The 13367-nt window shown below is 62.0% G+C and carries 11 protein-coding genes; 2 read left to right on the plus strand and 9 right to left on the minus strand.

Going from position 1 to position 13367, the window contains the following annotated elements:
- Window positions 1–51: 51 nt before the first annotated feature.
- From AC0QUY_RS09055 to AC0QUY_RS09085, 7 genes are all read right to left on the minus strand, one after another.
- Window positions 52–675, minus strand: coding sequence for a flavin reductase family protein (locus tag AC0QUY_RS09055; protein WP_475386580.1), 624 nt, complete (start codon window positions 673–675; stop codon window positions 52–54).
- Between the two features lie 123 nt (window positions 676–798).
- Window positions 799–1404 (minus strand): TetR/AcrR family transcriptional regulator, encoded by a 606-nt coding sequence (locus AC0QUY_RS09060; protein ID WP_475386581.1) that lies wholly within the window; start codon window positions 1402–1404, stop codon window positions 799–801.
- Window positions 1405–1423: 19 nt separating this feature from the next.
- Window positions 1424–4576, minus strand: coding sequence for an efflux RND transporter permease subunit (locus AC0QUY_RS09065; RefSeq protein WP_161849535.1), 3153 nt, complete (start codon window positions 4574–4576; stop codon window positions 1424–1426).
- A gap of 132 nt (window positions 4577–4708) precedes the next feature.
- Window positions 4709–5815, minus strand: coding sequence for an efflux RND transporter periplasmic adaptor subunit (locus AC0QUY_RS09070; protein WP_475386582.1), 1107 nt, complete (start codon window positions 5813–5815; stop codon window positions 4709–4711).
- Window positions 5816–6069: 254 nt separating this feature from the next.
- Complete coding sequence (locus tag AC0QUY_RS09075) at window positions 6070–6534, minus strand: hypothetical protein (RefSeq protein ID WP_161849537.1); 465 nt, start codon at window positions 6532–6534, stop codon at window positions 6070–6072.
- A 70-nt stretch (window positions 6535–6604) separates the two neighbouring features.
- Window positions 6605–7777, minus strand: a complete 1173-nt coding sequence (locus AC0QUY_RS09080; RefSeq protein WP_161849538.1) for a winged helix-turn-helix domain-containing protein — start codon at window positions 7775–7777, stop codon at window positions 6605–6607.
- 78 nt (window positions 7778–7855) lie between these two features.
- Window positions 7856–8086, minus strand: coding sequence for a hypothetical protein (locus AC0QUY_RS09085; protein ID WP_161849539.1), 231 nt, complete (start codon window positions 8084–8086; stop codon window positions 7856–7858).
- A gap of 633 nt (window positions 8087–8719) precedes the next feature.
- Between AC0QUY_RS09085 and AC0QUY_RS09090 the strand changes: the two genes are divergently transcribed.
- Entirely contained in the window at window positions 8720–9352 is a 633-nt protein-coding gene (locus tag AC0QUY_RS09090) for an OmpA family protein (protein ID WP_161849540.1), read from the plus strand.
- A 94-nt stretch (window positions 9353–9446) separates the two neighbouring features.
- Here AC0QUY_RS09090 and AC0QUY_RS09095 read toward each other — a convergent pair whose 3' ends face one another.
- Both AC0QUY_RS09095 and AC0QUY_RS09100 read right to left on the minus strand, forming a co-directional pair.
- Window positions 9447–11069, minus strand: a complete 1623-nt coding sequence (locus tag AC0QUY_RS09095) for an ATP-binding protein (RefSeq protein ID WP_161849541.1) — start codon at window positions 11067–11069, stop codon at window positions 9447–9449.
- A gap of 127 nt (window positions 11070–11196) precedes the next feature.
- On the minus strand, window positions 11197–12459 hold the full coding sequence (locus AC0QUY_RS09100; RefSeq protein ID WP_475386583.1) for a phospholipid carrier-dependent glycosyltransferase: 1263 nt from the start codon (window positions 12457–12459) through the stop codon (window positions 11197–11199).
- 307 nt (window positions 12460–12766) lie between these two features.
- On the opposite strand from AC0QUY_RS09100, the gene AC0QUY_RS09105 reads away from it, so the two are divergent.
- Complete coding sequence (locus AC0QUY_RS09105; protein ID WP_475386584.1) at window positions 12767–13363, plus strand: FecR family protein; 597 nt, start codon at window positions 12767–12769, stop codon at window positions 13361–13363.
- Window positions 13364–13367: the final 4 nt, after the last annotated feature.

Raw genomic sequence — 13367 nt, forward strand, 5'->3', positions numbered from 1 at the left:
AAGCGTAGCCCGGGTGTAGCGAAGCGTAACCCGGGTAAGGGAGAAGAAAGATCAATCCGGCCGGATCATCTCGAACATGTTTTCCGGCTTGATCTCGAAATAATCGCCCCGGCGGCCGGCGCGGACGATCGGATGGGCCAGCCCGGTCTGGTAGACGCCGTCCTTGATGAAGGCCTTGTCGATGTGGACCGCGACGACTTCGCCGAACGTCACCCAGGCCTGCGCCTTCTCGCCGTCCTTGCCCTGCAACTGGAGTATCTGCGTCAGCTTGCACTCGAAGGCCACAGGGCTTTCCGCCACTCGGGGCACGTTGACGAGCTTGCAGGGCGCGGCCGTGAGCCCTGCGATCTTGAACTCATCGACGTCGCGGGCAACGTGCGCCGCTGTCGCGTTCATCTGCTTCGCCAGATCCATGGTGGCGAGGTTCCAGACGAACTCGCCGGTGTCCTGGATATTGCCCGCGCTGTCCTTCCAATTGGTCGAGGAGAAGCCGATGATCGGCGGCACGTAGCAGAAGGCGTTGAAGAAGCTGTAGGGCGCCAGATTGACGTTGCCGCTGCCGTCGCGCGAGGAAATCCAGCCGATCGGGCGCGGGGCGATGATGGCGTTGAAGGGATCGTGCTTGAGGCCGTGGCCGTTCTTCGGCTCGTAAAAGTGCAGGTCTTTGGTCGTCACGCCGGGACTCTTCCGTCATTGCGAGGAGCGAAATAGCGACGAAGCAATCCAGGCCGCGTCGCGCGGAGCCAGTGGATTGCTTCGCTTCGCTCGCAATGACGACGGAGTCAAGTGGCGAAGAGCTTAATTCGCCTTGCGCGGCTCAAGAGCCCGGAAAAGGAAATCGATCATCTGGTCGATCGTTGCGCTGGGCTTGTTGACGGCCTGCGCGATCATCTGCGGGTGGAAAAAGCGGACCATGCCGGTGCAGGTGCAGAGCGCCGCCAACGGCAGGTCGGGCGCCTCAAACTCGCCGGACGCCACGCCCTGTGCGATCACCTGGCCGATGATACCTGTAACGCATTCAATATGGACGACACAGACGTCCCAATCCTCCTCCATCGCGATCTCGACCATCTCGTGCAGCTTGGAATCGCCGACATAGCGCTCGGTGTTCATCCGATTGATGGTCTTGAGCAACTCGCGCAAGCGAGGTTTCGCCGGACCGGGCTGGGCTGCGATCCGCCGCGCCTCGACCTCGACCTCGCCCATCAGCGTGCGAGCCACGCCCTCGTGGATCGACTTCTTCGAATCGAAGAAGCGATAGACGTTGGCGGGGCTCATCCGCAGTTCCTTGGCGATGTCGGCGACCGTCGTCTTCTGGTAGCCCATCTGCCTGAACAGACGCTCCGCCACCACGAGAATCTTTTCCCGGGTATCCGTCTCGACGTGTTCAGAAATAAGCGTCATGTCAGCTCTCAATGTTCAATTATTCTGCGGCGTCGGCAAGCGGAATCGCGTGTGGTCCTTTCGGATGCAACTTGGCCTCATGCTGCGCCGCAAGATCAGGTTGCTCGGCCTGGCCGCTTTCCTCCAGGCTCTTCCTGAACCAGAGGGCGTAAAGACCCGGCAGGTACAGCAAGGTCAGGAAGGTTGCAACAAACAACCCGCCCATGATGGTGATCGCCATCGGCCCCCAGAAAGCGGAGCGGGACAGCGGAATCATGGCCAGAATCGCTGCCAGCGCGGTCAGCACCACCGGGCGGGCACGGCGGACGGTGGCTTCGACGATGGCTTCCTTGCGCGTCAAGCCCTGAGAAACATCCGCCTCGATCTGATCGACCAGGATCACGGCGTTCCGCATGATCATACCGGCCAGCGCGATCAGCCCGAGCAGCGCCACGAAGCCAAACGGCTGGTTGGCGACGTTGAGGCCGAGCGAAGCGCCGACGATGCCGAGCGGCGCGGTGAGGAACACCAGGATCAGGCGCGAGAAGCTCTGCAACTGGATCATCAGCAGCGTCAGCATCACCATGACCATCAGCGGAAACAGCACGAAGATCGAGGCATTGCCCTTGGCGGATTCCTCGAACGCGCCGCCCGGCTCGATCCGGTAGGCCGGCTCGAGATGGTCGCGGATTTCCTTCAGCTTCGGCCAGATCTGGTTGGTGACGTCGGGTGCCTGGACACCGTCGACGACGTCGGTGCGCACCGTGATCGCCATGTCGCGGTTACGCCGCCACATGATCGGCTCCTCATGGGAATATTCGATCTTGGCGATCTGCTGCAGCGGCACGGCGACGCCGTTGCGCGAGGTCACGGTGAGGTCGCCGACGCTCTTGAGATCGAGCCGTTCGGACGGGATCGCGCGGGCGACCACGCCGACCTTCTCGATGCCGTCGCGGATGGTCGTGACCTGCGCGCCCGAGATCAGCATGGCAAGCGCCTGCGAGACGTCCTGCGGCGTGAGGCCGAGCGCGCGGGCGCGGTCCTGATCGACGACGAGCTTGAGGTAAGGCGACTGCTCGTTCCAATCGAGCTGCGGCTCCACGACGTTGGGATTCTGCTTCATGACGTCGCGCACCTTGTAGGCGATGTCGCGAACGGTATTGGCGTCGGGGCCGATGACGCGGAACTGCACGGGGAAGCCGACCGGCGGGCCGAAGTTGAAGCGATCGATGCGCACGCGCGCTTCGCTCAACTCGCCCTCGGAAACCGCCTTCTCCAGCCGCGCCTTGATGCGCTCGCGGGCCTCGACGTCCTTCGAGACAATCACGATTTCGGCAAAGGCCTCGTTCGGCAGTTGCGGATTGAGGCCGAGCCAGAAGCGCGGTGAACCCTGACCAACATAGGAGGTATAGGTCGCGATATCCTTGTCGTCCTTGAGCAGCGTCTCGGCCTTCTTCACGGATTTTTCCGTGACATTGAAGGCGGTGCCTTCCGGCAGGCGCAACTGCAGGAACAGCTCAGGCCGTTCGGAGAGCGGGAAGAACTGCTGCTGGACCTGACCGAAGCCGACGATCGAAAGAGCGAACACGCCAACGGTGGCCGCAACCACTTTGATCCGGTGATCGACGCACCACTGCACCACAGCGCGCAGGCCGCGATACATGCGCGTCTCGTAGATCGCATGCGGATCGTGGTTGTGATGCACAGCGATATTGGGCAGCAGCTTGACGCCGATATAGGGCGTGAAGATCACCGCGACGAACCAGGAAGCGACCAGCGAGATCGCCACGATCCAGAAGATGCCGCCGGCATATTCGCCGACCGCCGAATTGGCAAAGCCGATGGGGAGGAAGCCAGCGGCCGTGACCAGCGTCCCCGTGAGCATCGGAAACGCAGTTGATTCCCAGGCAAAGGACGCCGCGCGGACGCGGTCCCAGCCCTGTTCCATTTTCACCACCATCATCTCCACCGCGATGATGGCGTCGTCGACCAATAGGCCGAGCGCGATGATCAGCGCGCCGAGCGTGATGCGGTGCAGGTCGATCGACATCGCGTTCATGACGATGAAGACGATGGCGAGCACCAGCGGCACCGACATCGCGACCACGATACCGGTGCGCCAGCCGAGCGCGACGAAGGAGACGAACAGCACGATCGCCAGCGCCTCGACGAAGGAATGCACGAACTCGCCGACCGCGCGCTCGACCACCTTCGGCTGATCGGCAATCTGCTCGACCTCGATGCCCTGCGGCACGGCCTTCATGAATTCGTTGGTCGCCTTCTCGACGTCCTTGCCGAGTTCGAGGATGTTGGCGCCCTTGGCGGTGACCACGCCGATGCCGATCGCGGGCTTGCCTTCTTGGCGGGCGACGAAGGTGGGCGGATCGACGAAGCCGTGGGTGACGGTGGCGATATCGCCGAGCCGGAACACGCGGCCATTGCTTTCGACCGGAGTTTCCGCGACCGCCTTGGCGCCGTCGAGCGCGCCGGTGACGCGCAGCGGCACGCGCTGCGAGGAGGTTTCCACCGTGCCGGCTGGCGTGACGTTGTTCTGCTTGGCCAACGAATCGAACAGCGCCTGCGGCGTGATGCCGAGCGTCGCCAGCTTGGCATGCGAGAACTCGACGAAGATGCGCTCGTCCTGGGTGCCGTAGAGATTGACCTTGGTGACACCCGTGACCTTCAACAGCCGCTGGCGCATGCCCTCAGCCGTCTTCTTCAACTGCGCATAGTCGGCGCCGTCGCCGGTCATCATATAGAGAATGGAATCGACGTCGGAGAATTCGTCGTTGACGTTCGGGCCGAGCAGGCCGGCGGGCAACTGGCCCTGCACGTCGGCAAGCTTCTTGCGCAAGAGATAGAACAGGTAGGGCACGTCCTTCGGCGGGGTCGAATCCTTGAACGTGACCTGCATCGCCGTGAACGAGGGCTTCGAATAGGTCTGCACCTTCTCGAAGAACGGCAGTTCCTGCAGCTTCTTCTCGATGGGATCAGCGACCTGGGTCTGCATCTCCTGCGCGGTCGCGCCCGGCCAAATCGCCGAGACGTTGACCACCTTGACCGTGAAGAACGGATCCTCGGCGCGGCCGAGCCGCTCATAGGAGAAGAAACCGGCAGCACCCAGCACGATCATCAAAAACAGGATCAGGGTCGGATGGCTCACCGCCCAGCCCGAGAGATTGAAGCGCTTCATATCACTCTCCAGCTTCGAAATCTGATTCCACCGTCATTGCGAGCGAAGCGAAGCAATCCACCTATCCGCTTGTGGCGCTATGGATTGCTTCGTCCCTTCGCTCCTCGCAATGACGCCGGTTAATTGACGGGACTAGAACGACAGCGACGACACCACCCGGACCTTCTGGGCCGGATCGAGCTTCTGCACGCCGAGCGCGACCACCTTGGCGCCATCGCTGACGCCGCCGGAGATCACGACCGAATTGCTCTCGTAGGATTTCACAATGACCGGCTGCAGCTTCACCGCGCCGGCATCGTCGACGGTATAGAGCGAGGGATTACTGCCCTGGCTGAACAGCGCCGACAGCGGCAGCTTTGCCACGCGCTCGGTGGCGGCATCCGCCAGCGTCAGCGTCGCGGTCATGCCGAGCGAGACCTTGTCGTCGGCCTCAGGCAGCGAGAACTTGGCGAGATAGGTCCGCGTCGCCGGATCGGCCGACGGCGCGATCTCGCGCAATTTCGCGGTGTATTTCTTTTCCGAGTCCGACCACAGCGTCACGCTGGCGGTGCCGGACTTGGCGCGGCCGACCAGCGTCTCGGGGATCGCGACCACGGCCTCCTTTTCGGCAAAGCGCGCAACACGGATCGCGGTCTGGCCGGAAGCCACGACCTGGCCCGGTTCGATCAAGGTTGCGGTGACGACGCCGCGGGTATCGGCGAGGAGCGTCGCGTAAGAAAGTGAGTTCTTGGTAAGTTCGACCTGCCGCTCGGCGCGGTTATAGCGCGCCCTCGCCTCATCGGCGGCCGCGCGGCTCTGGTCCATCTGCGCATCCGTCGTCCAGCCCTTGGCGCGCAGATCCTTGGCGCGCTGTTCGGAGGCGCTCGCCTGAGCCAGCACACCGGTAGCGGCGCGGAATTCAGCCTCGGCCTGCTCGGCCTGCAGCTTCAGATCGACTTCATCGAGGGTGGCGAGCGGCTGGCCCACATCCACGGTCTGACCGACCTCGACCAGGCGCCGGGCGACCTTGCCGGGGACGCGGAAACCCATGTCGGTTTCGATCCTGGGCCGGATGGTGCCGACGAAGCTGCGTTCCGGGGTCTCAGCCGCGTATTTCACGGTCGCGACCAGAACCGGACGGCCCGGAACGGCCGTTTCCGCCGCCTTTTCATTGCAGCCGGCCAACGCGAATACCGCAAACGCCAACGAAGCTCCCGTCAACAGCCTGTAATAGCTAGAGAAAACGGAACGGGCGAACATCGGACTCTCCATCGCAGGATCTGGTGAAGAGTATCGAATGCTCACTGACGATTGTCAACATTCGTCACTGATCATGAATTCGTGAAGGAAAGTTAAGTTAAGAGGTAATTGCTTTCCGGAGAGATGCCTCCCGGGCCGGCTCGATGCTTAGTCCAGATCTGCCCAATAAATCTCGGGGGACGGAGCCCTCAGCCCGCGCGAGGCTCCCTGGATCGCTGCACTCCACGGCTTTCGCTACCCTCGACCCGCCCGCATCAGGCACGTCGAGCTTTCTGGCGCTTCTTCTTTGCTGTGGTCTTCTTCGGGCCTCTCGCGGTCTTGCTCGCAGGCCTTGATTTTTGGTTGCTCGATTTCCCGGCGGCCGACCTTTTCGTCGCCTTTTTTGCGGTTCGAGTCTTGGCAGAGGAAGCCTTCGCATTTCGAACCTTGGCAGTTCGTGCCTTGGCAGCGCCGGCTTTCCTCGCCCTAGCTGCCGGCGCACTGCTCCGCTTCTTCGCCGTGCGCTTCCGACGCTCGGGCGCGGCTGCAACCGGCGGCGCCATCAGGGGATCGGAAACGAGGCCATCGGCAGCGAGGGGGACATAGACCGCCGCGCGTTCGTCAGGCTTCAAGCCCGCCTCATCGGTCTTCAACGCCTGGCTCGCGGCTTCCGTCGCGGTGCTGGCGATTTCCTTCACCGTGTCGGTGAATTTTTCCAGAATTGACTTGTCCTTGTCCATGTCGCCTCCCCGGCGGCTTTGCAGCATGGAACTAACAAACCCGGCAGCGGCGGGTTCCTAAACGGAAACCCTAGTCCGCTAACTGAAACCGCTGGAAGCGGTGCAGCTCTTCCTCGATGCGGCGCTTGTAGTCCTTGCGTGCCGCCCTCGCCGCGCCCTTGCCGACCCAGCTCCATTTCTGCATCAGCAGCTTCTTGTTCTGGCGATCGGTCTTGATATCGATCGCGGCGACGATGTCTTCGCCGACCAGCACGGGAAGCGCGAAATAGCCGAACAGGCGTTTCTCTTTCGGCACATAGGCTTCGAAGCGGTGGCCGTAGTCGAAGAACAATTCGGTACGCTTGCGCTGGATAACAAGCGGATCGAACGGCGAGAGAATGTGCACCGGGCCATTACCGGCCTCCACTGACAGCTTCGCCTCCAGCACTTCCGGCCGGGCCCAATGTTCCTGCTTGCCGGCGCCTTCGAGCGCGACCGGCACCAGTTCCTTGCGCCGCACCCGCGCCTCGATCAGCCGCCGCACCGCGGGCTTGCTCGGCGCGTCGAGATGGCAGATGGAATCCAGGCTGACGACGCCTTGGGAGCGCAACGCGCGCTCGAGCAGATAGGCGGTGATTTCCGCCGACCTTGCCGGCTTCGGCGGCTTGTCCCAGCCGAAGTGCCGCGCCATCAGCTCATAGGTCTTGAGCATACCGTTGCGTTCGGAAATCGTCACCTCGCCGGTGTAGAAGGCAAGCTGCAGCGCCCGCTTCGAGGGTTTGCGGCTCTGCCACAGATGTTCCTTCTCGGTCAGAACGTCGTCCTCGATGTCGCGGATGGTCAGCGGGCCGTCGCGCCGCAACAGCCGCATCACCTTGCGGGTGTCCTCAGGCTTGACGGACGCAAACCAGCGGTGACCCTCGCGCCGGTGCTCCCGCATCGCCGGAACGAAAAAGCGAAAATCCTTCGCCGGCACATAGGACAGCGCGTGCGTCCAGTACTCGAACACGCTTTTGTCGACGCTCTGCGCCTGGCGCAGGTCGGCGCGGGTGTAAGCCGGGATGCGGCTATAGAGAATGTGATGATGAGAACGCTCGATGACGTGGATGGTGTCGATCTGCACGTAGCCGAGATGATCCACCGCCGCCGCAACCGCGGCCGGTCCGGCGCCGAACGGCTCGCTGGTATCGAGCCGCTGAGCCTGCAGCCAGATTCGCCGGGCCTCAAGCTTGGTCAGGGAACGGGGTTCGGTCGCGCGGAGCATCGCGCGGCAATGTATCGGGATTCGCGCGCCTTGGGAGTCCCGGGTTCCCCGATCGCCGCCTCGCGGTGCGAACTCACCTCACCGCTTCTGCCGCTCTCCCACGCTGCCGGTTGCGATCTCGGCCTCGCAGGAGGCGCGACCCGGCTGGGGCGCATGGCATTTGTAGACCTGGCCGGTGAGACGATCGACCAGCCACGCGCTTTCCTCCGTCGGGCTTTCGAACCCGACATAGCGGCCGCCGAGCGCGTTGATCAGCGTCGACAGCAAAATTGCAGCGGCGATCATCGCCGCGCCGATCAGTGTTGGCATTGAACTTCCGGAACCGGCAGGCTCCGACGCGCTGGTGCGATAACCCTGATACTCACGCTGACGCTTGACTGACTGTAACACCCGCCCCGTCCGTTTGGTTGCGCCGAACGATTTGTATTCGGATTTTTTGTGAGTCGTTCTGCTAGAAGCGCATCTGGCCGTTTTGTTGTCCACAGATCGGCGCTGACGCGACGGTCCATCTTTTTTCTTTGCTGAAATCGACAGCGCAATTGACTCAACTGGCTGGATGACACGCCGCGCACCGTAGAACTACGTGCTGCAGGGCGTTGGGACCGCCATGCTTCGAGCACGCGTGGTCTCGACTTGCCGGAAGCTTTGCCGGAGTAGTGTCTTTGGAAAAATCAGCGACCCGTTCCGCCGATCGACGCGTGACTCAAATCACTCAAGCAACGTCGGATGAATCGATCCGCAGACAACACGACGGCAAGCAAGGCGACCTTGCGCGGCCTTCAACGCCTTGCAGCGCCTATTGAAAAGTACGCTCCCTACAGAAAGCCGGCGTTAGCCAATGTGATCTGAGTCACATTGCCCGCTTTGAACCCGTCCTATCCTCGCAGCATCAAAACGTCATGCACGCCGGTTTGCAGGCGTTAACAACTGAGGATTAAGACAATGACCCGCTTTGTTTCCATCATGACCATCGGCGCCGCGCTATCGATGACGGCGGGCGTCGCTGTCGCCGGCGACACCGTCTCGGCTGACAAAATTCTGGACGCCCTGAAGCCGAAGGCCGGCGTGACCCGCGGCCTCTCGACCGGCCCGCAGCAGCCGGTGGACGTTGCCGCAAAGGCCAAGGAAACCAACTTCGTCGACTCGCTCCGCAACCGCAAGACCCGGTCGCTGTCACTCGGCGAGCGCCAGGAAATCGCGGAACTTGCCGCGAGCAAGCCGAAGATCGATCTCGAAATCCAGTTCGACTACAACTCGGCCGATATCAGCAAGAATTCGGTTTCCGCCGTGCAGGAACTCGGCAAGGCGCTGTCCGATTCGACCCTGAAGGGTTCGACCTTCGTGGTCGCCGGTCATACCGATGCGATCGGCGGCGAGGCGTATAACCAGGATCTTTCCGAGCGCCGGGCCGATACGATCAAGCGATACCTGACCGAGAAGTACGGCATCGCTGGCGCCAATCTCGTGACCGTCGGCTATGGCAAGACCAAGCCGAAGGATGCGAATGCGCCGATGGACCCGACCAACCGCCGCGTTCAGGTCGTCAACATGGACACCAAGACCGCCGCGAAGTGAGGTCTTGTAAAATCGATCCGCCTGCCACCTGCGGCAGGCGGATTTTCTATTGGCGGATACAAATCGCCAAGGCGCAACGCTCCGACCCGTCGATCTACGACTTGTCGAGGATTTCCCTGATCCTTGCCGCCAGCAAGGCCTGGGTGACCGGCTTCTGCAGCAGCGACACGCCGGGGTCCAGCCGCCCCTGATGCACGATCGCATCCCGCGAATAGCCGGTCATGAACAAGACCCGCAGGCCGGCTTGGCGATGATGCAGTTGGTCGGCCAGTTCGCGGCCATTGAGGCCGGGCATCACGATGTCGGTCAGTAACAGATCGATCCGGAACGGATTGGCATCGAACAAGGCGAGCGCGGCCGCGCCGTTCGCCGCCTCGCGAACCCGGTAGTTCAGGTCTTTCAGCGTCTCGACCAGATACGATCTCACATCGCACTCGTCCTCGACCACCAGGACGGTTTCGCTTCCCGAACTGCCGACAAGAGGGCCCTCGCCCTGTCCGGCGATCTCGGGTGCGGCAGCGGCACGGGGCAGGTAGATCCTGATTGCCGTTCCATGTCCAACCTCGCTGTAGATCTTGATCTCGCCGCCGGATTGCTTGACGAAGCCGTAGACCTGACTCAATCCGAGGCCGGTGCCATGCCCCGGCTGCTTGGTCGTAAAGAACGGATCGAACGCCTTCTCCTGGACTTCTCGCGGCATTCCTGCGCCGGTATCGCTCACCGCGATCAGCACATATTCGCCCGGCGGCACGCCTGCGTTCCGTTGCGGATAGCCCTCGTCAACGGAGACATTGCTGGTCTCGATCGTCAGCCTGCCGCTGCCCGCCATCGCGCCCGAGATTTTGGCGTTCATGGCGTCCTTGGCATTCACGACGAGATTGAGAATCGCCGCCTCCAACTGGCTGGGATCGACCTCGACCTGCCAGAGGTCGGCGCCGCCGATGACTTCAAGGTCGATCGTCTCACCTAACGTCCGCCTGAAGAAATCCGACATGCCGGCGATCAGCTGGTTGACGTTGGTCCGTTTCGGATCGAGCGGCTGCCGGCGCGCGAATGCGAGCAACCGCTGCGTCAACATCGCCGCGCGCTGCGCGCCGTTCGCGGCGTTGGCGATCACCCGTGTCAGCCGTTCGCGCGTGGCATCGCTCCACGAATGCAAGCAGCGATCGGCGATCTCGAGATTGCCGCTGATGATCGTGAGCAGATTGTTGAAATCGTGCGCCACACCGCCGGTCAGATGCCCGATCGCCTCCATCTTCTGCGACTGCCGAAGCATGTCCTCGGCTTCGCGCCGGTACATGCCTTCCTGAGCCAAAGCGATTTCGGCCGCCCGCAACTGCGACGGCGAAGGCAACGCGAGCACTTTCGGCAACAGCGGCCACAGCATCGCCGCCGTCACGATCGACGCCGCAGCGGTCATCGCCTTGACGATGCCTTCGATGCCATAGACCGGATACCAGAGCGTGATGATCGACATCACATGGCCGACGCCGCAAGCCATGATGAAGAGCGCGAATGCCCAGAAGACCCAGCCGAAATCGACATCGCGGCGCTTCGAGACGAAGATCGAAAGCGCGATTGGGATCGAGAAATACGCAGCGGCGATGATGACGTCAGAGGCAACATGGAGCCAGATCAGCTGGGGTTCCCACAGCAGGCATATTCCATGCGGCGCAAACATCGATGAATCGAGCAGACGTTCAAAGAAGGCCCACATGCCGTTCGTTCCTTTAAACGGGGATTCGAGCGATTCATACAGCGACGAATCTACGGCGAGCCCATGACCCGTACAAGTGGACTACTCGGGTAACCAATCGTTAAGCGTTCTGCGCCGAACGACAGTCTCAAATCCAGTTCTGGAAGATCATCAGGCGACTGAACGTCGCCATCGACGTACCTATGAACGCGGCCGATATCGGCAACATTGCGGCGAATCCAACAAAACCGATTCCGACATAGGCCCATAGCAGCCATGCCGGCGTGCTGCCGCGTTTCAAGGCATAGACCAGCGCAAGACTCGCGGTGGTCGCCGCCGGAAGATAGTAATAGATGAAGCCGAGCGTTCGCGGCAGCAGTGCCCATGCGAGGTACGGGCCGAAATAGAATGCCAGGACCAGAAAGGCATCAACCCGCCGCGTCACGATCCAGTCGCGCAGACAGATCGCGACCGCGATCAGCGCCGGCCACAGGATCAGCGGATTGCCGAGGAAGACCACGGCGGCAATCCGGTCGTCATCTACTTTGTCGAAGAGGTACCAGACCGGGCGCACCAGGAACGGCCAGGACGGCCATGAGCTCATATAGGTGTGACCCGCGATCGCGGTCGTGGTGTTATCGCCAAAGATTCGCCGCTGCGCTTCCAGGATGTTCGCCACCGAAAATCCGTAGAGCGGAATGAAGGTCGCGAGATAGACGGCGATCGGAATCAGCACGAAACAGATTGCGAAATGCCACCACCTGAAATCGGGCCACAGATCGGGCCGGTACCAGTCATCCGGCCGGGCGTCGGCGAACTGGGTGCGCCAGCTTTGCATCAGGCGGATCGCGGCGACGATGACGATGCAGACCGCGAGCACGAACAGCCCGCTCCACTTGCAGCCGGCCGACAAGCCGAAGCCGATCCCGGCAAGCGCGAACCACAGATGCGGCCGCTCTCTTCTAAAGCCACGCATGAACGCGGCGATCGCGAACAGGCTGAAGGTAAGCGCGAAAATATCCAGCATCGCGATCCGCGATTGCACGAACAGCATCTGGTTGAAGAAGGCGAGCAGGCTCGCTGCGATGGCCGGCCCCTGCGCTGCGAACAGCGCCAGGCCGCATAAATACACCGCGACGATGGCGAGCGATCCGAACAGCACGGCTGGATAGCGCCAGCCCAACGGCCCGTCGCCGAACGAATGGATCGACAGCGCGATGAGCTGCTTGGCGAACGGCGGATGCATCGGATTGAGCATCGGCTCTCGCATGACAGGCTCGAGCATCTGGCGCGCCGCCGGAACGTAATGCACTTCGTCGAAGTAGAATTTTTCCGGCGCAGTGACGCCAATCAGCATCGCGAAGTGCGCAAGAACAAAAAGGACTCCCGCGATGACGCCTGTGCGCATCATCGAACCTGGCAGAACGGAAAGTGATTGGGTTGCTGGCTTCACGGGCGATCTGGCTGGAATCAGGGACCAAAAGAGATTGCGGCAAAATTGAGTGTGGCCACTCCAGATTTTTATGTCCATCGCATTGAACGCATTTCGATTTCGCAATTACTAATCGATCGGCGCGTAAGCCGCACAAGTGATAATTCTGCCACATCGCATGCGCGCGCGATCCGGTACGATGTCGGGATAAATCGATCGGTTTTTTGAAATGAATTTCTGTAACTGCTTTTCTTCGCTATCTGCAATTGGCCTGGTGACTGCGTTGATGACGGCTCCCGCGTGCGCGCAAACGCGCGTCGGCGAAGCAGCCGTCGTCAAGAATGAAGTGCTCCGCGTGGCCGGCCCCTCGACCACCCAGATCAAGGTTGGCGATGGGGTGCTGCGCGACGAGACCGTGCGCACCGGGATCGACAGCGCAACGCGGCTGGTGATGGCCGACAGCACCAACCTCTCGCTCGGCCCCAATGCGACGCTCAAGCTGGACCGCACCGTTTTCGACGACGAGCATCACTACCGCGAGGTCGCAATACGCATGACCTCGGGCGCGTTCCGATTCGTTACTGGCCAATCGGACAAGGCCGCCTACAAGATCACGACGCCGCTGGCGACCATCGGCGTGCGCGGCACCACGCTCGATATTCTCTCGCAGCGCGGCCAGACGATCGTCAATTTGCGGGACGGCGCGGCTTCGGTCTGCACGGTCAGCTTTGAGTGCATCCAGCTTACGCGGCCCGGCGACACCGCCATCATCACCTCCAGCGGTGCCGGCGGCAGGTCGACTATCAAGAAGACCAACAGCCCGCCATGGACCTTTGCCGCGACCTGCGGCGCCGCGGCCGGACTCTGCAGCACCACGCAATAAGCGT

Source organism: Bradyrhizobium sp. WYCCWR15520, from assembly GCF_056174665.1.

What these genes read in the sequence shown, in the direction of transcription:
- AC0QUY_RS09060 (WP_475386581.1), bottom strand. Translation starts at nt 1,404, where the DNA reads ATGACGCTTATTTCTGAACACGTCGAGACGGATACCCGGGAAAAGATT.
- AC0QUY_RS09065 (WP_161849535.1), bottom strand. Translation starts at nt 4,576, where the DNA reads ATGAAGCGCTTCAATCTCTCGGGCTGGGCGGTGAGCCATCCGACCCTG.
- AC0QUY_RS09070 (WP_475386582.1), bottom strand. Translation starts at nt 5,815, where the DNA reads ATGTTCGCCCGTTCCGTTTTCTCTAGCTATTACAGGCTGTTGACGGGA.
- AC0QUY_RS09075 (WP_161849537.1), bottom strand. Translation starts at nt 6,534, where the DNA reads ATGGACAAGGACAAGTCAATTCTGGAAAAATTCACCGACACGGTGAAG.
- AC0QUY_RS09080 (WP_161849538.1), bottom strand. Translation starts at nt 7,777, where the DNA reads ATGCTCCGCGCGACCGAACCCCGTTCCCTGACCAAGCTTGAGGCCCGG.
- AC0QUY_RS09085 (WP_161849539.1), bottom strand. Translation starts at nt 8,086, where the DNA reads ATGCCAACACTGATCGGCGCGGCGATGATCGCCGCTGCAATTTTGCTG.
- AC0QUY_RS09090 (WP_161849540.1), top strand. Translation starts at nt 8,720, where the DNA reads ATGACCCGCTTTGTTTCCATCATGACCATCGGCGCCGCGCTATCGATG.
- AC0QUY_RS09095 (WP_161849541.1), bottom strand. Translation starts at nt 11,069, where the DNA reads ATGTGGGCCTTCTTTGAACGTCTGCTCGATTCATCGATGTTTGCGCCG.
- AC0QUY_RS09100 (WP_475386583.1), bottom strand. Translation starts at nt 12,459, where the DNA reads ATGATGCGCACAGGCGTCATCGCGGGAGTCCTTTTTGTTCTTGCGCAC.
- AC0QUY_RS09105 (WP_475386584.1), top strand. Translation starts at nt 12,767, where the DNA reads ATGACGGCTCCCGCGTGCGCGCAAACGCGCGTCGGCGAAGCAGCCGTC.